Raw genomic sequence first — 20,705 nt, forward strand, 5'->3', positions numbered from 1 at the left:
GGTTTAGAAATACTTTTCGCTGTCAAACTCTAATTCTATCAAATAATTCTTGTTATTGATTAAGTTGGACAGACGATTCGCCTGGCGTTCGGCTTCCAGGCCCTTTAATCGGTACTGCTCGGGATCGAAAAGGGCCATTTTCACCATCGACACGTTTTCCGACACGGTATAAAGGAATTCCTCCCTGGCTGCTGTGCCATACTCCTTGAATTTACGGGCCTTTGCCCGATATTGGGTGGCAAGCTCGATTGCTTCTACGATTGGCAATGATTCATTGTTAAATGTGATGTCATGTTCAATATTGGCTTTATATACAAGCTTATCAAGCAGTCTCATGTCTTTGCGGACTTCATCCATCTCTTTTTCCACCATGGCTAGCGATCGCGGTATTTCAGGAAGCTTGCTGCCTTTTTCAATATCAGCAAATGCGACACGGTCCATTTCTTCTTCTAACTCGTGAATTCGTTTAGCCAGTACACTTTTTAATTTTACTGCTTCAGCCAGAGTAAGTTTTTGCATGCCTGAATCTGCTCCTTTAATAGATTCGTTCTTAGTATTATTATATAGTTGGGAGTCATTTATTAAAAGAAATAGCTGAGCTCCTTGATATTCTGGGGGAAGCTTAAAAACGCACGACTTTAAAATTTGTATGTAAGTTCAATGTGGAACCTTGAAAAGACAGCTCGATGAAATAATGCCCATCTCTGATAGAATGAAGGTTGTTTTCGGTAAATTAAAATGATATATTACCACTAATAAACTTATTAAATATCTTTAATAAGTTTATTAGTGGATGCTTTTTAAATCTGTTTAATAAGTATAATTTGCAGGTGGTGAGTATAATGAAGACTGCTCCAAAATCTTTAAAGCTGGTCATCCTTGCTGGTATACGCAGATCGCTTTTAGACCTAGGAAGTGCAACCAAAGTTGAACTAAGCGATAAATTGGGAATCAGTTTCCCGACGATAAGCAAGTTCCTGTCACAGATGGAGAAGGATGGGGAAATTTTGTCGGCGGGATTGGATGAATCCAGTGGCGGGAGAAGAGCCAAAAGATATACATATAATCCTGACTATATGCTGGGCCTGGCAATTTTCTTAGAGAAGACAGAGACGAATTATGCCATTTTTAATTGTGCGGGAGAAGTGAAGGAACAAGGAACCGTTCAAAGTGTATTGACTGACAGCGGGCTGCATTTATTAACGAGTTCGATTGAAGCCTTATTGATGGCCAATCAGGCAATCCGTTCGCTTGCCATTGGGGTGCCTGGTTCCGTTAAGAATGGGCGGATTTTTTACATACCCGGCTATGAACAGTTTCAAGATTTCGATATTAAAGGATATTATGAGAATCTCTTTTCGATGCCAGTTGTTGTTGAGAACGACATGAATGCTGCTGTTCTTGGATATCACCATTATAAGGGGATAAAAGATCATCAATCCCTTGTTTATTTATATTCCGGTCAAAATGGTCCTGGTGCAGGATTTATGATTAACGGGGATGTTGTGCGGGGAAACACATTTTTTGCCGGGGAAGTCTCATTCGTTCCCCAATATGATGACCGTAACTTCCGCGAAGCCCTGGAAAATGAAACCAGTCATAAAGAGGTACTGATATCCAGAGATAATCAGGTTGATGCAATCAGCAGATTAGTAGCCTCGATTACGGCTATCATTAATCCTCATACGTTCATTTTCTGCAAAGATGAAGTGGAAGAGACCCTAGTAGAAAAAATTGCAGCAGCAAGCTCAAAATATATCCCGCCAGAACACCTCCCCATTCTTGCAATAAGTGATTGGAAACAAGACTATTTATACGGATTGCAGAGTCTGGGGCTGGCGCTTATGCTTGATTCGTCCGAAAAATATATCAGAAAATAGGTGAGGCTGAATCCATGGCAACAATCCTTTTGGTGATCATATATTTAGCTTTTATAAGCCTGGGTCTGCCGGATTCATTGTTAGGGGCAGCCTGGCCTGTCATGCAAGCAGACTTTGGCGCCCCGCTTGAGACTGCTGGATTGCTTTTTATGACTATAGCTGGCGGCACAATCATCTCGAGCTTAGTTAGCGGAAGAATCCTTAAACGGTTTGGAACTGGGAAGGTTTCATCTTTCAGTACGTTAATGACTGCAGGTGCGTTACTTGGGTTTTATTTTGCTCCATCTGTTATTTGGCTATTTTTATTTGCCATACCACTTGGGTTGGGAGCAGGAGCTATTGATGCCGGATTAAACGATTATGTTGCTGTACACTACAAAGCACATCATATGAGCTGGCTGCACAGTTTCTGGGGAGTCGGAGCCACTATTGGCCCTATCATCATGGCCCAGTATATTGCAGGGGGAACCTCCTGGAGCAATGGGTATTTTTCCATTGCAGGAATACAATTTGTGCTGGCAATTATCCTTTTGCTGACTTTGCCTTTATGGAATAAAGGAAAGAAATATAATAAAGCTTTAAGTGAAGAGGCGGAAAAATCAGAAGAAAGATTGGATCATGCTGAAAATGTAAAGCCACTCCAAATCAAAGGAGTTAAATCAGCATTAATTTCCTTCTTGTTTTATTGCAGTGCTGAAGCCACTATGGGACTTTGGGGAAGCAGTTTTCTGGTAAGCGTGAAGAATCTGCCGGCAGCGGCTGCTGCCCAATGGGTTTCCTTGTATTTCGCTGGCATTACAATCGGCAGATTTATTACAGGTTTCATTACTTTTAAAATGAATAATCGCAGCCTTATTCGGATGGGCCAAATTATTGCACTTGCTGGTGCCATCCTTCTTGTCCTGCCATTGCCATCTGCTTTCACGCTTGCCGGCTTTATTTTGGTTGGATTAGGATTGGCACCGATCTTTCCGTGTATGCTGCACGAAACGCCAGCGCGTTTTGGGAAGAAGCATTCCCAGACCATCATGGGCTATCAAATGGCTGTTGCATATACAGGCAGTACCTTTATGCCGCCAGTTTTAGGCTTCATTGCCTCTCACTCAACAATTGGAATCTTCCCGTTTTGTATTGTTCTTCTTGCTGCAGCAATGTTCTTAAGTTCTGAAAAACTGAACCGCTTGCTGAATATGAAAGAGATTAAAAGTTCAACAGATGTTACCTTTAACACACCTAAATGAATTTGAAAGCAGGTCATTAAAATGAGTACAGAAAAAGAAAAAATGCTGTCTGGAGAAATGTATGATCCTGCCGATCCGGTATTATTAAAGGAACGCGAAGAAGCAAGGCGAATGGTCAGAATTTATAATCAAACTCTGGAGACTGAAGGAGAAAAAAGGACAAAATTATTAAAGGAACTCCTCGGTTCAACTGGGAAAAACGTATATATGGAGCCAAATATCAGATTTGATTATGGCTATAATACGCATGTAGGTGAAAACTTTTTTGCGAACTTCGATTGCACGATCTTAGATGTCTGTGAAGTTCGTTTTGGAGATAATTGCATGCTTGCACCCGGAGTACAAATTTATACGGCAACACACCCGCTTCATCCTGCTGAACGCAATTCAGGCAGAGAATACGCAAAGCCGATCACGTTTGGAAACAATGTATGGATTGGCGGAAGTGCCATAATCAATCCAGGTGTAACAATTGGGGACAATGTTGTGATCGCATCAGGTGCAGTCGTTACCAAAGATGTGCCAGATAATGTAGTAGTTGGCGGAAATCCAGCGAAAGTAATTAAACAAATTGAGCTTTAAATTCTCCTCAGCATCCATAAAAAAGCCATTTCCCATTGGGGATTTGGCTTTTCTTATGTTTTAGTGAAGGAAGCTGACTCTATTTTTTGTTTTGTTCAAATATTTCTTTGTCCATTCCATCCGGCGATTTTAAAACAAGCTCTGTAAAAGCCTCTACAGCTGGAGATAGCCACTTTTTCTTTTTGATCAGCATATGAGAATAAATGGGTTCGAACTCCTCCGAATGTGTTAATAGTTTTAACTTTCCGTTCTCTACATCTTCTTTAACAGTGATGTAAGGCAAAGCGCAAAAACCAAGTCCGCTCATGACCATCTTCTTGATTGCTTCTATGCTCCATAGTTCCATTGTCTGAAAGTGCTGGATGCCATGCTTTAAAAGATATCTTTCAAACATTGACCGATAGCTGCAGCCTTCTTCATTTGTGATATAAAAGGGGCTGGCCTGACTTTTTTTATATTCATCAAAATGGTCAGGTCCATCATTCCCGCTCACAAGGACAATTTCCTCTCGGAACAAGGGATAGTGAATGCATTTTTCAGGATTTATTTCGGGATAAACCATGAATGCTGCATCTACCCGTCCGCTCATTAAATCACTTTGGTTTTGTCCGCATGTACCATTGATTAAGACTAATTTGACATGAGGATATTTTAATGAGAACTCCCTTATGATGGGTCCTAGCCTTGAGATGGTTAAAGACTCTGGTGCAGCCACTTTCAATACTCCGTTCACTTCACGGCTGCTTCGCATTTTTTTAATCTGTTCATGAGTAGAAAGAAGGTCCTCCGCTAAAGGAATTAAATCCCTGCCTAAAGGAGTAAGCTGCAGTTTTCTATTGATATAAGTAAAAATCTCTCCGCCAATCTCCTGTTCAAGTGCCTGTATGTGGGCGGTTAGGGTGGATTGGGTATACCCTAGCTTCGCAGCAGCGCCTGTATAACTGCCTATTTCTGCAATGGACTGAAACGTTATTAGATGTCTGATTTCCATTCCGTCTCTCCCTTGTATCGAAAAAAATGATAATGGATTTTTGAATTTCAATTTTATATATAGATAAAGTCATCATACAATAAAAGCTGTTAATTCGTAAATGAGTAAAAGAAGGTGAGTTTATGAGTATACTAGCGTTTCTATCTTATGTAATCATTACATCCATTACGCCTGGTCCAAGCAATATCTTAATCATGAATGAAGCGAGGAGATTTGGCTTCGCAGGATCGTGGAGGTTCACGGCGGGTATCCTGGCAGGGTTTGCTGTACTTGGGATCTTGAGCGGTGTATTCACAGCAGGTCTATATACTTTAATTCCAGTAATAGAGCCTTATTTAAAAATGGCTGGTGCTATTTATCTGCTCTGCTTAGCCTGGCAGGTAGGTCTGTCCAAACGATCCGGGGAGAAAGTAAGTGACATGAAATCTTCCTTTTTATCAGGTTTTATCTTTCAAATCATAAATGTAAAAAGCATTTTGTTCTTTTTAACTGTCATGAGTGCTTTTATACTTCCTTTTTATCATTCATCCCAGTCCATTGTTTTTTATTTAACGTTAGCCATTATTCTAGGGTGGTCAGCATTGCTTCTGTGGTCAGGGTTTGGCTCGATTTTTAAAAGAATTTTCACCCATTATGACAAGTTATTTCGGCTGGTGATGTGTTTGCTGCTGGTTTATTCTGCGGTTACTATTTTTCTGTGAATACCTATTTGTTTAAAGCTAGGTGACTGAAAAAAAGTAAGCTGTTTCTTTTTACAACAGATGGATGGTTTGTAATTCTTCGCTCTACGGTGACTTTCTGCAGGAATCAGGCGCTGAAGTGCAGCGATGAGAATAAGCTGGCCCCATGGATTCCGCACGAAACGAATAACATTATTCCTCAAAGAGAAAACTGTTAATAAAACTCTGGAGGAAAGTCATGAGAGATAATAAAGAAAAACTTGAGAATACGCAAAACAACGGTCAAAACGAAGATTTAAATGAAATTAGCAATCCAGACTACGGCCTCGAATCAGTTGCAGATGGATGCGATTTTGCAGATGGAGAAAAGAAGCCTCCCCAGTGCGATAGGCTATAGAATACCAGGATATCATTAAATTAAGGAGTTATAGAAAGTGTTGACCAGAGATGGTAAACGCTTTTTGTTCCGCCAGCAAAAGAGGAATTTCAGTTTTTACTTACTTAATAGAAGGTCTCTAACTAGGTTGCTTCAAAATTTTAGTATAAATATGGAAATTGATTTGGGGAGTTTAACAATCGAATTATTAGACTTTTTAATATTTTCACAAATCGATTTCATTCTTAAATTGATATACTAAACATATTAGACAACTTGAGGGAGGAACTATATGAAAGACATTTTAAAAATTGGAAGCGCTTTTATTGGTGTAATTGTGGGTGCTGGATTTGCATCGGGGCAGGAAGTTCTTCAGTATTTTACCAGTTTTGGCATTATGGGTATTTTTGCTGCTATTGTTGCAACCGCTTTATTTGCTTATGTCGGCATGATATTGGTGTGGTTAGGGAGCAGCATGAAAACTTCCTCACATAAGCATGTGATTTATAAGATAAGTGGCCGATATCTAGGGTTAATTATAGATTATATCCTTATTTTTACTTTGTTTGGTGTAGGTGTAGTCATGATAGCAGGTGCAGGGTCAAACTTAAATCAACAATTTGGATTGCCTATCATAATTGGAACAAGTGTTATGACGATTCTTGTTCTATTAACGGGAATGTTAAAGGTTGACCGTGTTGTTGCTATCATCGGTGGAATTACCCCAGTTCTAATCCTTTTTGTCATCATCACATCTATCTATAGTTTTATAAATGCTGATGGATCATTCCTCGCTTTGAATGGTGTGGCCAAGGAGACTCCGACAACTCTGCCAAACTGGTTTATTTCTGCCATCAATTATGTGTCCTTTAACACGGCAGTAGGTGCCTCAATGGCAATCGTGATGGGTGGAGCTGAAAATAAACGTAAAACTGCCGCGTTAGGTGGATTAGTTGGAGGTTTTGGTCTCGGTGTTCTCATTCTGCTTAGCCATCTGGCTATTTTCTCTAAGATTGAAAGTGTTGGCAGTATGGATATGCCAATGCTAGCCATTGTTAATAATATTTCACCTGCATTGGGTACGATCATGTCGGTTGTTCTCTTTGCAATGATCTTCAATACAGCTATAAGCATGTTTTTCTCTTTTGTGGCCCGGTTTTCCAAGGTTGATTCCGCACATTTTAAAAGGTTATTCGCGGGAACCATGATTGTAGCATTTGCAGCAAGCTTCATAGGTTTTACTGATCTTGTTAGCTACTTCTACCCGCTAATTGGTTATCTTGGATTGGTCCTAATTGCTGTATTATTTTACGCTCCACTTAGAATGAAAAGGATTGAAAAAGAAGGATACGGAGATGGCGAAGAATATCCTAAAAAAATAGTGAACAGCTAGATGCCAATAAAACAGAGAATAATGGAGAAGGAGAGCGTGGATGTGCACTGTGCTCTCCTTCTTTTTTAATTTGATTATTAAAGACATTGGTGAACGATCTGAATTCCTGGCAGCCTTCTTGTTCCGGCAGTTTTAGAATGTCAGCTGTGTACGAATGATATAAATAGTGTCTCAAGAACTTTGGTGTTTAGTGAGGTTCTTTTCTGGTCAAAGTAGGATAGGAGATGATTTTAATGATTGAAGAATTAATGAAAATGCTTGAAGAACGAGAAGAAGAGATGCTTAAGATACGCCGTTATTTACATCAGAATCCTGAGCTTTCATTTAAAGAGGAAAAAACGGCAGCCTATATCGCTGATTTTTACAGAGGGAAAGATGTTGATCTTATAACGAATGCAGGGAATGGATATGGCATTGTTGTCACTATTGAAGGTGGTAACCTGGGAAAAACCGTGGCACTTCGGGCTGATTTTGATGCGCTTCCTATTAAAGAAGAACTGGATGTTCCGTTTAAGTCAAAAAAGGAAGGTATCATGCATGCTTGCGGCCATGATGCACATACAGCATACCTTATGGTTTTGGCTGACTGTTTAATCCAATTAAAAGATAAGATCCATGGCACCGTGAAAATAATCCATCAGCATGCGGAAGAAGAGCCTCCAGGCGGAGCAAAAAGCATTGTTGAGGAAGGATTTCTCGCTGATGTCCATGCAATTTTTGGCATACATGTTTTGCCGATCGCCCCTGCTGGAACTGTTGGCTATCACAGCGGATATTCCTTTAATGGCCGCGCTTATTTTAAACTTAGAGTGCAGGCAAGCGGCGGACACGGTTCCTCTCCGCATAAGGCCAACGATGCTATTGTGGCAGGCGCTTATTTTGTAACAGCTATCCAAACAGTTGTGAGCCGCAGAGTGGATCCGTTTCATGCCGGTGTAGTGACAATTGGTTCATTTGATGGTAAAGGGAGTTTTAATGTGATCAAGGATCATATCGAAATTGAGGGGGATGTACGCTATTCCAATGATGAAACAAAGGATGTGATGAATAGAGAAATTCACCGCATTGTAAATGGTCTTGAGGAGTTATTTGGTGTAAGCTGTGAGCTAACGTATGAACCCGACTATCCGCCGCTGTATAATGATCCTGAATTGACAAGGTTTGTCGCGGATACGCTTTCAGCAGCCGGGGATAAAGACATTATCGAGATAAAGGAATTTCCTAAAATGGCACCATCGGACGATTTTGCGTATTATTTGGAGAAGGTCCCTGGCTGTTATTTTTATATTGGGTGCACGCCAAAGGGAACAGAAGAACCATACTTCAATCACCACCCTAAATTTGATATCGATGAGGGTTCGATGCTTGTTGCCGCAAAATCAGTGGGATATGTTGTTTGCCATTATTTTAATAAAAAAGAAAACAAAAGCTCACGCTGATGTGAGCTTTTTATGTTTAAAGGAATTCGCTTTTAACTTCTTATTGTTTTTGAATAGATTTGATAGGCAATCTCCAGCTGTAATGATGCGAAATTCCTCGCAGCATTAAAGTAACAGTAAAAAGAATATAGAAATGATAAGACTTTGATAGCCAATCAAGGCCTATAATAAACCCCGCAAAGATGGCCCATAAAAGATATACTTCATCACGTAAAACAATGGGCTTTCGCTGAGCCAGCACATCGCGGATCATTCCTCCGCCGGCACCGGTTATGGCAGCTGAGAACATAACAGCAAATAAGGGTAAATCAATTGATTGTGCATACATAGCTCCCTGAACAGCAAACGCTGACAAGCCAATTGAGTCAAAAATACTCCATTTCGTCAAAAGCTGAACTGCGCTGCTTGGCAATATGATGACAATGCTGATGGTAATAAGGGCAACGATAAAAAGAGTCGTTTGCTGCCATAATTCTATGATCGGAATGCCAGTAAGAAGGTTTCTGATAGCCCCGCCTCCAAATGCTGTAATTAACCCCAAAACATAGGCGCCCATAATGTCGTATTTTACTTCCAGTGCAACGACTGCCCCGCTCATTGCAAATGCAATGGTTCCAATCACGTTCAATACATCCCAAACCATACAATCCCCCTAATCAAGTATCTCTGTCCTTGTACCTGAGAGGTTTACCTATTCTATATTAAAAGGCCTGCCCCGTGGGTGCGTGATACGCTCTCCAGAGAAGCGTCCCGCAGCAGTCTTCTTACCTGAGAGATTCATCTTTCCTATAGATTTGCCCCTTCGGTGACGTACAATACGTTCTCTCCCGCAGCAGTCATTCGCTAGTATTTGTTTTTATAATTATAAAGTATAGAGCAGAGGCTTGGACAGTCAATTAAAATGTCTAAGTGGAAGTTTGAAAAGGGGGAACTGAACATGATCCCCTGGTGCTATGGCGTGCATAATTCTGCTTGTAGGGATTGGTGCCACCATTGTATTAAAGCGGAAATGAAGCAGGGGCAGTCGCTGCTTTTGGGTGCGTCAAAGAAGTGAACGCTAAAAACCCCTACAATTGTAGAGGATCTCGCATGAAGGTTATTCATCCTTCTTTTGTTTCTTTGCCAAAATCGTCCGCAGTTCGTTAATTTCCTCATCAGACAGGGAGTCTTCCTGGATGAATTGGACTAGCATGGATTTCACCGTTCCGCCATAGATTCGCTTGATAAAGGATTGAGCTTCTGCCCGCTGGCATTCATCCTGTGAATATAACGGGAAAAAGGTATAGATTCTCTGGTTTTTATTTACGCCCACTACATTCTTTTGGACAAGCCTGTCCAGAAGAGTACGGATTGTTTTGGGCTTCCAGTCTGTGCACTCTTGTAAGGATAGAATGACTTCATTAGCCGTTTTGGGTGCGCCGTGCCAAAGGACTGTCATGACTTCCCACTCGGATTCTGAAATGCTGGGAATCCTATCAGTCATATTACCGCCCTCCTTCTTTAATGAGATGAACGAATTAATAAATACCTTTTTTCTTCAAAATGGATAATGTAATTTCAGCTGCTTTACTTCCATTGGAGTTATCTTCATTCTGTATATTCGTTGCAAAAAAGTATGTGTCCTGCTCTGACTCAACATAACCGATGAACCATCCATTGATGTTTTTTCCATTTACAGTGCCTGTACCTGTTTTTCCTGAAAGGAGGGCCCCTTCTTTTCCTTCTAGTTTAATGGAATCTTTCACCGTTTGGATATTCTTTTCTTTAAAACCAAATTCGTTGGCATAAAATTTTTTTAGCAGCTGAACTTGTTCCACTGGAGAAATTTTAAGGGAAGATTCCAGCCAATATTCGTCTATTCCACCAGATAGATCGCGATTCCCGTACCTGATTCGGTCTAGAAAAGTTTGAATCGTACCGGGATGAGCCTGCTTGTCTAACGTCTGAAAATACCATGTAACGGAATTTTTTATTGCCGAAGTTAAATTCTGATCCGCATTCCAGGAATCAATAGGATATTTAAGTCCGTTCCATTTGGCCAAGGAGTTTTCATCCGTTATGGTGCCTGACTCTAAACCAAGCAGAGCACTATAAATTTTATAAGTAGAATTTGGTGAAACCCTTAATATGCTTTGTTTTTTATTATGAATAAGATAGTGGTCTGCTTCTTTATCATACAATACAAAACTTCCATTATATCCTGCAAAATAATCACCTAAATCCTCATATATAATGTTATCATCCTTGAATTTATAGCTGCCATCTTCATGAGCCATTACTGATATAAATGGAGCCTGGCCTGCAATAAATATCCCCGCCAAAATGATTATAACCGCACTTTTCCATCTCAGCAGTTTTGATTCCGACTTAAAACAGGCAATTTTTTCAATTCTCGTTTTGATTTGTTTCTTTGACCCGTTTAAATGGTCTGCCAAATCGACTGTCACTGCCCTTGAGGCTTTATGGGCAAAATGAATAATGCTGTTGCCATACTCCATATAAGACTGCTCATCCAAAGAATTTAAAACCGCCGCATCACAGGCAATTTCGCGATCCAGCCTCATTCTCCTAAAAGCTAGCCAAACTAGAGGATTAAACCAATATAGTATTTGAAAAATCACGATTAAATAATTGACTGCAACATCTTTATTTTTATAGTGGTTCAGTTCATGTAAAAAGATATATTCTATATCCTTTTCAGAAAGCCACTTGTCAAAATGGCGGGGAAGCACCACATAAGTCTTAAAAAATCCAAACGTCATTGGGGTTTTAACGAGAGATGACTCTCCAACAATAATACTCCTAGAAATCTTCAGTTTGTGTTTGCAGTGTTCGAATAATGATAAAAGCCCGTTATTTCTCAGGCTGTTTGTATGTTTCTTTATTTTACTGATCTTAAGCCTTGCGATCAGCGTAAATACAGCTAAAACAGCCACCCCCGAAATCCAAATATAGAATAAAGCATTATTTATTAATGTTAAGTCGTAGCGTTCCACCGAAACGGCTATGTCTTCCATCCAATTATTTTGCCTTAAAGGACTCTCCGCAGATGGTGCAATTTGGGATTGGACGCTGCTCTTGCTATTCCAAAAGGAAAATGAATCGGAAAAAGGCATGAGTTGTATTGGAATAAGAGGCAGTGGTAAAGCAAGCAATAATAGAAACCAAAGATTATAGTGAGCTTGTGCTGTTAAATGTTTCTTAAAAATGTTTTTTAACAGAAGAATGACTCCGATTGTAAAAGAAGACACCAGCAGACATTCCAAAAAAACAGATAAGAACTGTGAGCTTGTGATCATCCTCAGACCTTCCTCGCAATATTTGACATCTAGTTTCAATCCCTTAGAAAAAAAGAATACGAACCATTCTAGCATCCTATTTTTACTTTATCAAATCAGGGAGATCTTGTGAAACACCATAATATCAAGGGTTTTTATGAGCGGTTGACAAACATGGACTACAAATGTAGTATTGTATTACACCTGTAGTCTATATGGGGGTGTTTAAAAATAAAGTTGAAATATATGTTCAAAATTAATAAGGAAAGAGGTAATAAAATTGAGGAAACGATATCAATCGATTACTAGCAGGAATATGTTAAAAGCAGTCTGGTTATTCAGTTTGGTTCTGCTTCTTGCCCTGACTGGCTGTGCAAATGGCAATCATCCATCAGATGCAAGTGCGGCAGAAAACTCCAAAAAAACTTCTGTAAATACAAACCAAAAATTCAAACAGCTGGAGAAGGAGTATGACGCACGGTTTGGAGTGTATGCATATGACACAGGAACGAAAAAGACTATTGCTTACAGGTCTAATGAGAGATTTGCTTACGCATCTACATTCAAGCCGTTGGCAGCTGCAATATTGCTGGAGAGAAAATCACTGGAGGAAATGGATGAAAACATTACATACACAAGTGATGACCTGGTTACATATTCTCCGATTACAGAAAAGCATGTAAAGACTGGCATGACTTTGAGGGAACTCTGTGAAGCGGCAATCCGGTTTAGCGACAATACCGCAGGCAACTTAATTTTAGAGGAACTAGGAGGCCCTGACGGATTCGAAGCAGCTTTGAAAGAAATGGGGGATACTGTCACCAAGCCTGAGCGCTTCGAGACGGATTTGAACGAGGCAGAGCCAGGGGACATCCGGGATACAAGTACACCTAAAGCACTTGCAGCAAGCCTTCAAAAAGTTTTGATTGGCGATTTTCTGCCTGAAGAAAAGCGGAACATTTTAACCGATTGGATGCGGGGTAACGTTACTGGGGATCCATTAATCCGTGCTGGTGTGCCAAGCGGCTGGGAGGTAGCTGATAAGAGCGGTGCAGCAGGCTTTGGCACCCGTAATGACATTGCAATTGTCTGGCCTCCAAACAGGGAGCCGATTATCATGACGATCCTTTCCAGCCGGGATTCAAAGGATGCAGAATACGATAATGCCCTGATTGCAAAGACAGCGGAGATGGCAATAAAGGCTTTGGATTAAAGCATTTACCAGCGAGGAAGTTCTCCCCCGCTGAAAAATGTGAAAGGGTATTTCTATTCAGTTTCAAATAACCGTTTTGTAAAAAAACGTAAGGAAAAAGGCCGGTTTTTGTTAACATGATCTTTATTTAGCCATAAAAATAATCACACACCCCTTCAACATTCCTTTTCTAGAATATGGTTGAATACATATTTTAGATAGGAGATGGAGAGCATGAACAACAAATTATTAATTGGAACAGGGGTGGCTTTGTCACTGCTATTCAGCCCAATCAGCCAGTCGTTCGCAGCAGAACCGGCAACAGGGGAAAGGAAACAAGTTGATAATATAGCGCACCGCGGTGCCACAGGGTATGCACCGGAGAATACGATAGCCGGGTTTGATCTGGCTGTAGATATGAAAGCTGATTATATCGAAATTGATGTTCAAAGAAGCAAGGATGGCGAATTAGTGGTAATCCACGATACAACTGTGGATCGTACAACAGATGGCACCGGAAAAGTGGGGGATTTAACGTTTGACTATTTAAGAAGTCTTGATGCCGGCATTTGGAAAGGGGAACAATTCGCAGGGGAACCAATCCCGACATTTGAAGAGATTCTGGATCGCTACCATGGTAAGGTTGGAATATTAATAGAATTGAAGGCTCCAGAGCTTTATCCTGGCATTGAAAATCAAGTAGCAGATGCATTAAAAGCACGAAATCTAGATAAGCCGCAAAATGAAAAAATCATTATCCAGTCTTTTAACTTTGACTCTATGAAAACAATGGATCAGCTTCTTCCTAAAGTTCCCATTGGTGTATTGACCTCTAACCGTGCCGATACAACAGCGGAAGCTTTACAGGAATTTTCAGCTTATGCAGATTGGTTCAATCCAAGCTATGGAATTGTCACAGAAGAATTAGTGAATCAGGTTCACTCTCTTGGCATGCAAATTGGGTCATGGACAGTGCGCAGCCAGGAAGCCGCCGACTTCCTGTTCGAAATGGAAGTTGACGCCATCATTACCGATTATCCGGATTATGTAGATCCTAGAAATTAATACCTGGAAAAGGGGCAGCTGCTGCTCCTTTTTTGTCTGTAATTTATTTGCTGAATAAATTGAATCTGCTCATATATGAATAGAATAATATTAGGAATGTATTAATTAAATTCTAATCCAGGAACCCCTCATATTGACGGGTTTTTATTTTTTTCTCCAGCTCTAATGGATTTTTAAAATAATAATATTATTTTACCAAACTAAATCAAAAGAAACATGCTCCATACAGAAACCGGAATGGCATCGCTCACATAAAATTTTTAATAATTTAAATTGACTGAAAAGTATAATTGTATTATTATTCTAACAATATATATATTCTTCGCAAAACGAATGAATAGGAATTCATCTTAGAGAAGGGGATGGGAATTATGTCACAATTATTAGCTTTGGTTATTCTATTACTTATTTTATTTATTGGAGATCTGGTTGCGGTTCGCACAAAGGCATGGGTGCCGTCCATTTTCGTCTGTGCCGTACTGTTCCTTGCCGGTTATTGGACATTCTTTCCGCAGGATATCGTGGCATTGGCAGGAGTTCCGCCTGTTGTGGCTACGATGATGATGTACTTATTGATTACCAATATGGGAACATTGCTATCGATTCAGGAATTGAAAAATCAGTGGAAGACGATTGTTATTGCTTTATCAGGGATTTTGGGAATTATCGCAGTGTTACTGGGAATCGGAACATTTATTTTTGGTTTTAAGACAGTAGTTGTAGCCATTCCTCCTTTAGTTGGAGGTGTGGTATCTGCCCTGATCATGTCGGAAGGAGCTAAAGAAGCGGGTCTTGCTTCTCTATCTGTCTTTGCGATAGTGATTTATGTTATGCAGGGATTTGCCGGATATCCGCTCACATCCATTGTCCTGAAAAAAGAAGGAAAGCGGCTTTTACAGCAGTACCGAAGCGGACAGCTTGCCTATAAGGGAAAGGGCACGGCAGCTGAAGAGACGGCTGCTGCATCAGCGGCAGCTCCAAAACCTGAGCTTAAGCTTTTTAGAAATATGCCGGAGAAATATAATACAGATTTCTTCAAATTTTTAAGATTGGCAGCAGTATCCTACCTTGCTTATCTTACATCGACACTGCTGGCTCCAGTTGCCAGTGTCAGTCCATTTGTACTTTGTCTATTGTTCGGGGTTATTGCTACAAGTATTGGCTTTCTTGAAAAGCAGGTACTGCAGAAAGCAAACGGCTTTGGCTTTGCGATCATGGCCCTGATGCTCTTTATTTTTGACGGCTTAAAGCAGGCTACACCTGGGATGATGCTTGAAATTATTTATCCGCTTGCAGGAAGCATTATTCTAGGCGTAATGGGTATGTATACCTTCTCATTCATCGCAGGGAAAATTTTAAAGGTGAGCAAGGAAATGGCTTTCGCTGTTTCGCTGACGGCACTATATGGATTTCCGGCTGACTATATTATTACAAATGAAGTGATTAAATCATTAACAGAAGATGAAAAAGAGAGGGAAATGCTGACCAGCAATATGCTGCCGCCTATGCTTGTCGGGGGATTCATCACCGTTACCATTGTGTCGGTCGTATTGGCCGGAATTTTTGTCGGACTTTTATAAGAAAGGGATTGGATCGAAATGAGTGAAGTTCAAACAGGGAAAAATGTGAATCTGGAAAAAGTACAAGCACGTATCGAAAACCATATTGACACCTTAAGCACTTATACAGCCACTCCAGGCAGAGGAACAACCAGGCTGACGTATAGTCAGGAGGATCTGCTTGCACGGCAGTATATTAAGGTAAAAATGAAGGAAGCGGGCTTGACTGTCCGTGAAGATGGATTGGGCAATATCTTTGGAAAGCTTGAAGGGTCCCTAAAAGATGCACCAAGTGTTCTGATCGGCTCTCACTTTGATTCCGTCCCGAATGGGGGATCTTATGATGGACCTGCCGGAGTTGTAGCAGGACTTGAAGTGGCTGCACTTTTCACTGAGAATGGATTAACGCCAAAATATCCTCTGGAGGTTATCGCCCTTATCGAAGAGGAAGGCTCCAGATTTGGCGGCGGCTTAATGGGCTCACGCGGAATGGCCGGTTTGCTGGCTGAGGAAGACTTCAAATCATTGAAGGATAAAGATGGCATTACGACCGTTGAAGCTATGGAGAAAATCGGGCTCGATCCATCTCTTCCGAAAACAAGAGACCAGCAGTCAGTAAAGTCTTATCTGGAATTGCACATTGAACAGGGGCCTATTTTAGAAGAAAAGAATATCCCGATCGGGGTAGTCGAAGCGATTGTCGGCTTAACACAATTGGAAGTAACCGTAAAGGGACAGGCCGGACATGCTGGGACCACTCCAATGGACAGGCGGTCTGACGCGCTGGTTGCGGCCGCCAGAATGATAGCCCAATTTCCCGAGCTGGCTGCGGCTGAAGGAGAAGGGACGGTAGTGACAACCGGGCAATTGCAGGTATATCCAAATGGAGCCAATGTGATTCCGGATCAAACGGTCTTTTCAGTAGACATTCGCTCCAGCAAGGAAGAACATGTCCAGAATGTTATTCAAAAAGTGAAAGAATTAGCAAATTCCTATCGTGATAGCGGAGTAGAAATAACTGTTGAACAGCTTTTATATATTCAGCCAAAAGAGATGAATAAAGAGATTGTCAGCCTGTTGAAGGAGAAAAGCAGTGAACTGGGTTTCACTTCATGCTCCATGAATAGCGGCGCTGGCCACGATGCCATGGTTTTCGCAGATTATACGAATACAGGGATGCTGTTTATTCCAAGCAAAAACGGACTAAGCCATTGTCCGGAAGAATGGTCTGATTCCCGGCATATCGCCGAAGCTGTTAAAGTCCTGTTTGAGGCAGCAATAGAGCTAACGGAGGCGGAATAAGCAATGATTCATAACAGGCTAAAAGAATTGATGGGGGCATATAGTGATGAATTAACGGAACTGCGCAGAAAATTGCATCGTGAACCAGAGGTGTCATGGGAGGAATACAAAACCACGCAATTTATATGTGAGTATCTAGATGGTTTGGGCATCCCCTTTAAAAGAACAGAACCAACTGGTGTCATTGCTGAAATAGGAGGCGGGAAGCCTGGAAAGACGGTAGCTTTAAGGGGAGACATGGATGCGCTGCAGGTGGAGGGATTGAATAAGGATCTGCCTTATGCATCCCTGGAAAATGGCAAAATGCATGCATGCGGACATGATGCCCATACCGCAATGCTGCTGATTGCCGCCAAGGCATTAAATGAGATAAAAGAAGAATTGCAGGGGAATGTCCGCCTGCTGTTCCAGCCAGCCGAAGAAGTAGCCGAAGGGGCGAAGATGATGGTGGAACAGGGAGCGATGGAAGGCGTGGACAATGTCTTTGGCATCCACATCTGGTCGCAAATGCCGACACATAAAGTGTCCTGTACACCCGGGCCATCCTTCGCATCAGCTGATATATTCAAGGTGACATTCAAAGGGAAAGGCGGGCATGGGGCGATGCCGCATGATTGCATTGATGCCGCATGATTGCATTGATGCCGCTATAGTGGCATCTTCCTTTGTCATGAATGTGCAGAGTGTTGTGTCCAGAACCATTGATGCCCAGCTTCCTGCCGTACTCACCATTGGAAAAATGACCGTGGGCACAAGGTTCAACATTATCGCTGAAAATGCAGTCATTGAGGGAACAGTCCGCTGCTTCGATTCTGAAACAAGGAATCATATTGAAAAACAGCTTGAGCGTTATGCTGAAAAGACGGCAGCAATCTACGGTGCTACTGCAAAAGTAGAATACATCAGGGGTTCGCAAGCGGTAATTAATGAGGAATACAGTGCCCAACTCGTACAAAAAGTCGCATCTGAAGCTTTCGGGGAAAATGTACTTTACAAGGAAAAACCAACAATGGGTGCGGAGGATTTCAGTTTTTTCCTGGACAAAGTACCTGGCAGCTTCGCCCTCGTTGGCAGCGGCAATCCAGAAAAAGACACAGAATGGGCCCACCACCACGGAAAATTCAATATTGACGAAGACGCCTTATCGACAGGTGCAGAGCTATATGCACAATATGCCTGGGCATACTTGAACGAATAGCCGTAAATCTGATCTTAAAGAGAAATCCGCTCCTCTATATGGAGGAGCGGATTTATTTTAACCGAGTTTCAGTTCTTCTTATAAATTTTAAAGCCATGAAAAAAGGAAGCAGTTAATAAACTCTGCTCCCCATACACTGGTGATATTTAAATTTCCTGTGATCAAGGGGAATAGGTAATTGTCAATGGGTCTCTAATATTTTTGCAGATAATTTGGCGGAATGAAATTTAGGGGCAGTGGTCTTAAGATTACTTTAATGTCAGTGGGCATTTCAAAATCGTGCTGTGCTTGTTTTAAATAATGGTACATGGCTTTCCCGCCTACTGAATTGGCAGAGTGAACCGTTATACGATCTGCAAATAGCTGTTTTTGAACCATTATATGAACAAGCAAAAGACCATTTCTCGATTTACTTACTAAATCATGGTCCAAAGACAAGTGGTCAATTTCAAAGGTCTGAAGCAAATGGATACACTCATCAATGGTCTCAACTAATACATGACCATCAGGCGCTTTCCGATAATCATCCAGGAATACACTTATTTTCTCCAATTTTCTCCCCCTTTCGAAGGGATGACTAAGAAAAGTCAAATTGACCCTAAGGATTTGATTCACATTTCATTGTAACATACATATATAAGCAAAGATACCTTTAAGGGGATAACTGGAATTTTGAGCGCTGATTATGTTTTCAGGCGTGAATACAAAAACTTGGTAAAAAATGTGTATTTCTAAGAAAAGCCCAAAAGGAATAGTTCCCTTTTGGGGCTTCAAAAATCTATCTGCCGACGCCGTTTATTTCATTAATAAACCGCTCAATTACTTCCTGAATGCTCATCACACCGATATTTCCCTCTTTACGTTTTCTCAGCGACAGGGATTGCTGCTCCATTTCTTTATCACCAATCACCAGCATGTAGGAAACTTTCTGTTTTTCGGCTTCTCTGATCTTGAGTCCCATTTTCTCTGTTCTGAAGTCGACTTCTGCACGGATACCAGCTGATTCCAATTGTGATTTTACATAGTCTGCATATTCTGCATGGGCATCTGAGATGGGAATGACCTTTGCTTGGACGGGTGACAGCCACAGTGGGAAATCGCCAGCAAAATGTTCAATTAGAATAGCCATGAAACGTTCAACTGAACCAAAGATTGCCCTATGAATCATAATAGGAAGATGAAGTTTGTTATCTTCACCAACATAAGCACAATTAAACTTTTGCGGCATTTGAAAATCCAGCTGGACTGTACCGCATTGCCAGCTTCTGCCGAGTGAATCCAATATATGAAAGTCAATTTTCGGCCCGTAAAATGCCCCATCACCAGGATTAATCTGATAGTTAACTCCTTTGTTTTTCAAAACAGATTCTAAAGCCCCTTCAGCACGTTCCCACATTTCCTGTGATCCCATGTATTCCTCTGGGCGTGTTGAAAGTTCAACTTTATAGTCAAAACCAAAATGGGAGTAGAACTCATCAATTAGGACAAGTATTTTATCAATCTCCGCTTCAATCTGATCAGCCATCACAAATAAATGGGCGTCATCTTGAGTGAACGACCGAACTCTTAACAGTCCATTTAAAGAACCTGAGAGCTCGTGTCTGTGGACTAATCCCAGCTCCGCATAGCGGAGAGGCAGTTCCCGGTAGCTTCTCCGTTTGCTGTTGAAAATCAATATCGCACCCGGGCAGTTCATGGGCTTTATCGCATAATTTTGTTCATCCACATTTGAGAAATACATATTTTCATGATAATGATCCCAATGGCCGGATTGTTCCCAAAGTTCCTGTTTCATCATAATCGGTGTCTTAATTTCCTGATAGCCTGCCCGCTGGTGTTTTCTTCTCCAATAACTTTCAAGTTCATTTCGCATCACCATTCCCTTTGGCAGGAAAAAAGGCATTCCTGGGGCTTCCTCCATGGATGTGAAAAGCTCCAGCTCTTGACCTAACTTTCTATGATTTATTTTTTCTGCTTCCATTTTCAATTCCTCCTGATTTTTAGTTATAAAAAAAGACCACACTCCTCCCAAACATAGGGACGAGTGTGGTCGTGGTGCCACCCTAATTCCATAAAGCAATCGAAAGACTGTTTTATGCTCAAAAAGATAACGGAATCCCCGATTATGGATACTCTGATATAGATCATTTCCCCATAATAGCTCCAAGGCGGTAAATCATTCCCTTTTCTTCAGGGCTTGCAGCCGGTGACCCTGATCTCTGGAAAGAAATAAAGAATGATTCATGTCCTTTTCAACGCTAACTATATAGTTTTAATTAAAATAAAAAGCCGCACTCATCCCAGCAAAAGGGACGAGTGCGGCCGTGGTTCCACCCTAATTCCATAAAGCATATCGAAAGACTGCTTTATGCTCAAAAAGATAACGGATTCCCCGATTATGGATACTCTGATATAGATCATTTCCCCATAATAGCTCCAAGGCGGTAAATCAATCCCGTTTCTTCAGGGCTTGCAGCCGATGGCCCTGATCTCTGAAAAGAAAACAAAGAAAGATTCGTGTCCTTATCA

18 protein-coding genes, 1 pseudogene, 2 riboswitches and 2 other annotated features (1 of these 23 cut by a window edge) are annotated in these 20,705 nt (G+C 41.2%); of the genes and pseudogenes, 12 read left to right on the forward strand and 7 right to left on the reverse strand.

Translation table 11 applies throughout. The annotated features are described in order from the left end of the window. Window positions 1-3: 3 nt before the first annotated feature. The gene (locus IRB79_RS04300) at window positions 4-519 is read right to left on the reverse strand and encodes a DIP1984 family protein (RefSeq protein WP_243506904.1); all 516 of its coding nucleotides are present in this window, start codon (window positions 517-519) and stop codon (window positions 4-6) included. A 323-nt stretch (window positions 520-842) separates the two neighbouring features. Between IRB79_RS04300 and IRB79_RS04305 the strand changes: the two genes are divergently transcribed. From IRB79_RS04305 to IRB79_RS04315, 3 genes are read left to right on the forward strand one after another with little or no spacing between them, the layout of a single operon-like run. Beyond that, on the forward strand, window positions 843-1,880 hold the full coding sequence (locus tag IRB79_RS04305; protein ID WP_243506905.1) for an ROK family transcriptional regulator: 1,038 nt from the start codon (window positions 843-845) through the stop codon (window positions 1,878-1,880). A gap of 14 nt (window positions 1,881-1,894) precedes the next feature. Then, window positions 1,895-3,121: an MFS transporter gene (locus IRB79_RS04310; protein ID WP_243506906.1), complete on the forward strand. Its 1,227-nt coding sequence runs from the start codon at window positions 1,895-1,897 to the stop codon at window positions 3,119-3,121. A 21-nt stretch (window positions 3,122-3,142) separates the two neighbouring features. Further along, window positions 3,143-3,703, forward strand: a complete 561-nt coding sequence (locus IRB79_RS04315) for a sugar O-acetyltransferase (protein ID WP_243506907.1) — start codon at window positions 3,143-3,145, stop codon at window positions 3,701-3,703. Window positions 3,704-3,782: 79 nt separating this feature from the next. Here the strand turns inward: IRB79_RS04315 and IRB79_RS04320 are convergent, their stop codons facing one another. Next, on the reverse strand, window positions 3,783-4,694 hold the full coding sequence (locus IRB79_RS04320; RefSeq protein WP_243506908.1) for a LysR family transcriptional regulator: 912 nt from the start codon (window positions 4,692-4,694) through the stop codon (window positions 3,783-3,785). Between the two features lie 122 nt (window positions 4,695-4,816). Between IRB79_RS04320 and IRB79_RS04325 the strand changes: the two genes are divergently transcribed. The 4 genes from IRB79_RS04325 to IRB79_RS04340 all read left to right on the forward strand — a co-directional run bounded on the left by IRB79_RS04325 (window position 4,817) and on the right by IRB79_RS04340 (window position 8,582). Then, window positions 4,817-5,395, forward strand: a complete 579-nt coding sequence (locus IRB79_RS04325) for a LysE family transporter (protein ID WP_243506909.1) — start codon at window positions 4,817-4,819, stop codon at window positions 5,393-5,395. Between the two features lie 217 nt (window positions 5,396-5,612). Beyond that, window positions 5,613-5,771, forward strand: a complete 159-nt coding sequence (locus IRB79_RS04330; protein WP_243506910.1) for a hypothetical protein — start codon at window positions 5,613-5,615, stop codon at window positions 5,769-5,771. Window positions 5,772-6,042: 271 nt separating this feature from the next. After that, complete coding sequence (locus IRB79_RS04335; protein ID WP_243506911.1) at window positions 6,043-7,143, forward strand: YkvI family membrane protein; 1,101 nt, start codon at window positions 6,043-6,045, stop codon at window positions 7,141-7,143. A gap of 233 nt (window positions 7,144-7,376) precedes the next feature. After that, window positions 7,377-8,582 (forward strand): amidohydrolase, encoded by a 1,206-nt coding sequence (locus IRB79_RS04340; protein WP_243506913.1) that lies wholly within the window; start codon window positions 7,377-7,379, stop codon window positions 8,580-8,582. Window positions 8,583-8,622: 40 nt separating this feature from the next. Here the strand turns inward: IRB79_RS04340 and IRB79_RS04345 are convergent, their stop codons facing one another. From IRB79_RS04345 to IRB79_RS04355, 3 genes are all read right to left on the reverse strand, one after another. Then, window positions 8,623-9,225 (reverse strand): trimeric intracellular cation channel family protein, encoded by a 603-nt coding sequence (locus IRB79_RS04345; protein WP_243506915.1) that lies wholly within the window; start codon window positions 9,223-9,225, stop codon window positions 8,623-8,625. Window positions 9,226-9,245: 20 nt separating this feature from the next. Continuing rightward, window positions 9,246-9,326: riboswitch (glycine riboswitch) on the reverse strand. Between the two features lie 2 nt (window positions 9,327-9,328). Continuing rightward, window positions 9,329-9,422, reverse strand: a riboswitch (glycine riboswitch). 256 nt (window positions 9,423-9,678) lie between these two features. Further along, a complete protein-coding gene (blaI, locus tag IRB79_RS04350; protein ID WP_243506917.1) occupies window positions 9,679-10,065 on the reverse strand; it encodes a penicillinase repressor BlaI in 387 nt (128 codons plus the stop codon). A 34-nt stretch (window positions 10,066-10,099) separates the two neighbouring features. Further along, window positions 10,100-11,881 carry a BlaR1 family beta-lactam sensor/signal transducer gene (locus IRB79_RS04355; protein WP_243506918.1) on the reverse strand — a complete coding sequence of 594 codons (1,782 nt, stop codon included), beginning with the start codon at window positions 11,879-11,881 and terminating at the stop codon, window positions 10,100-10,102. 295 nt (window positions 11,882-12,176) lie between these two features. Here IRB79_RS04355 and bla point away from each other — a divergent pair, with 295 nt between their 5' ends. From bla to IRB79_RS04380, 5 genes and pseudogenes are all read left to right on the forward strand, one after another. After that, entirely contained in the window at window positions 12,177-13,073 is an 897-nt protein-coding gene (gene bla / locus IRB79_RS04360) for a class A beta-lactamase (protein WP_243509218.1), read from the forward strand. Window positions 13,074-13,286: 213 nt separating this feature from the next. Then, the gene (locus IRB79_RS04365; RefSeq protein WP_243506919.1) at window positions 13,287-14,117 is read left to right on the forward strand and encodes a glycerophosphodiester phosphodiesterase; all 831 of its coding nucleotides are present in this window, start codon (window positions 13,287-13,289) and stop codon (window positions 14,115-14,117) included. A 371-nt stretch (window positions 14,118-14,488) separates the two neighbouring features. Further along, on the forward strand, window positions 14,489-15,697 hold the full coding sequence (locus IRB79_RS04370) for a hypothetical protein (protein WP_243506920.1): 1,209 nt from the start codon (window positions 14,489-14,491) through the stop codon (window positions 15,695-15,697). A gap of 18 nt (window positions 15,698-15,715) precedes the next feature. Continuing rightward, window positions 15,716-16,978 carry a Zn-dependent hydrolase gene (locus tag IRB79_RS04375; protein ID WP_243506921.1) on the forward strand — a complete coding sequence of 421 codons (1,263 nt, stop codon included), beginning with the start codon at window positions 15,716-15,718 and terminating at the stop codon, window positions 16,976-16,978. Between the two features lie 3 nt (window positions 16,979-16,981). Beyond that, window positions 16,982-18,176: pseudogene (locus IRB79_RS04380) on the forward strand (amidohydrolase). Window positions 18,177-18,368: 192 nt separating this feature from the next. On the opposite strand, the gene IRB79_RS04385 reads toward IRB79_RS04380, so the two are convergent. Together IRB79_RS04385 and thrS are read right to left on the reverse strand one after the other, a co-directional pair. Next, window positions 18,369-18,728, reverse strand: coding sequence for a cyclic-phosphate processing receiver domain-containing protein (locus IRB79_RS04385; protein WP_243506922.1), 360 nt, complete (start codon window positions 18,726-18,728; stop codon window positions 18,369-18,371). A gap of 226 nt (window positions 18,729-18,954) precedes the next feature. After that, window positions 18,955-20,157, reverse strand: coding sequence for a threonine--tRNA ligase (gene thrS, locus IRB79_RS04390; RefSeq protein WP_243506923.1), 1,203 nt, complete (start codon window positions 20,155-20,157; stop codon window positions 18,955-18,957). 52 nt (window positions 20,158-20,209) lie between these two features. Then, window positions 20,210-20,441: a binding site (T-box leader), on the reverse strand. Between the two features lie 40 nt (window positions 20,442-20,481). Continuing rightward, window positions 20,482-20,705 (reverse strand) — a binding site (T-box leader); it runs 10 nt beyond the window's last position.

The sequence above is a fragment of the Cytobacillus oceanisediminis genome, assembly GCF_022811925.1.
GTDB lineage: Bacteria > Bacillota > Bacilli > Bacillales > Cytobacillaceae > Cytobacillus > Cytobacillus oceanisediminis_D.

What these genes read in the sequence shown, in the direction of transcription:
- IRB79_RS04355 (WP_243506918.1), bottom strand. Translation starts at nt 11,881, where the DNA reads ATGATCACAAGCTCACAGTTCTTATCTGTTTTTTTGGAATGTCTGCTG.
- IRB79_RS04340 (WP_243506913.1), top strand. Translation starts at nt 7,377, where the DNA reads ATGATTGAAGAATTAATGAAAATGCTTGAAGAACGAGAAGAAGAGATG.
- IRB79_RS04325 (WP_243506909.1), top strand. Translation starts at nt 4,817, where the DNA reads ATGAGTATACTAGCGTTTCTATCTTATGTAATCATTACATCCATTACG.
- IRB79_RS04365 (WP_243506919.1), top strand. Translation starts at nt 13,287, where the DNA reads ATGAACAACAAATTATTAATTGGAACAGGGGTGGCTTTGTCACTGCTA.
- bla (WP_243509218.1), top strand. Translation starts at nt 12,177, where the DNA reads ATGTTAAAAGCAGTCTGGTTATTCAGTTTGGTTCTGCTTCTTGCCCTG.
- IRB79_RS04315 (WP_243506907.1), top strand. Translation starts at nt 3,143, where the DNA reads ATGAGTACAGAAAAAGAAAAAATGCTGTCTGGAGAAATGTATGATCCT.
- IRB79_RS04310 (WP_243506906.1), top strand. Translation starts at nt 1,895, where the DNA reads ATGGCAACAATCCTTTTGGTGATCATATATTTAGCTTTTATAAGCCTG.
- IRB79_RS04300 (WP_243506904.1), bottom strand. Translation starts at nt 519, where the DNA reads ATGCAAAAACTTACTCTGGCTGAAGCAGTAAAATTAAAAAGTGTACTG.
- IRB79_RS04335 (WP_243506911.1), top strand. Translation starts at nt 6,043, where the DNA reads ATGAAAGACATTTTAAAAATTGGAAGCGCTTTTATTGGTGTAATTGTG.
- IRB79_RS04305 (WP_243506905.1), top strand. Translation starts at nt 843, where the DNA reads ATGAAGACTGCTCCAAAATCTTTAAAGCTGGTCATCCTTGCTGGTATA.
- blaI (WP_243506917.1), bottom strand. Translation starts at nt 10,065, where the DNA reads ATGACTGATAGGATTCCCAGCATTTCAGAATCCGAGTGGGAAGTCATG.
- IRB79_RS04320 (WP_243506908.1), bottom strand. Translation starts at nt 4,694, where the DNA reads ATGGAAATCAGACATCTAATAACGTTTCAGTCCATTGCAGAAATAGGC.
- thrS (WP_243506923.1), bottom strand. Translation starts at nt 20,157, where the DNA reads ATGGAAGCAGAAAAAATAAATCATAGAAAGTTAGGTCAAGAGCTGGAG.
- IRB79_RS04370 (WP_243506920.1), top strand. Translation starts at nt 14,489, where the DNA reads ATGTCACAATTATTAGCTTTGGTTATTCTATTACTTATTTTATTTATT.
- IRB79_RS04345 (WP_243506915.1), bottom strand. Translation starts at nt 9,225, where the DNA reads ATGGTTTGGGATGTATTGAACGTGATTGGAACCATTGCATTTGCAATG.
- IRB79_RS04330 (WP_243506910.1), top strand. Translation starts at nt 5,613, where the DNA reads ATGAGAGATAATAAAGAAAAACTTGAGAATACGCAAAACAACGGTCAA.
- IRB79_RS04375 (WP_243506921.1), top strand. Translation starts at nt 15,716, where the DNA reads ATGAGTGAAGTTCAAACAGGGAAAAATGTGAATCTGGAAAAAGTACAA.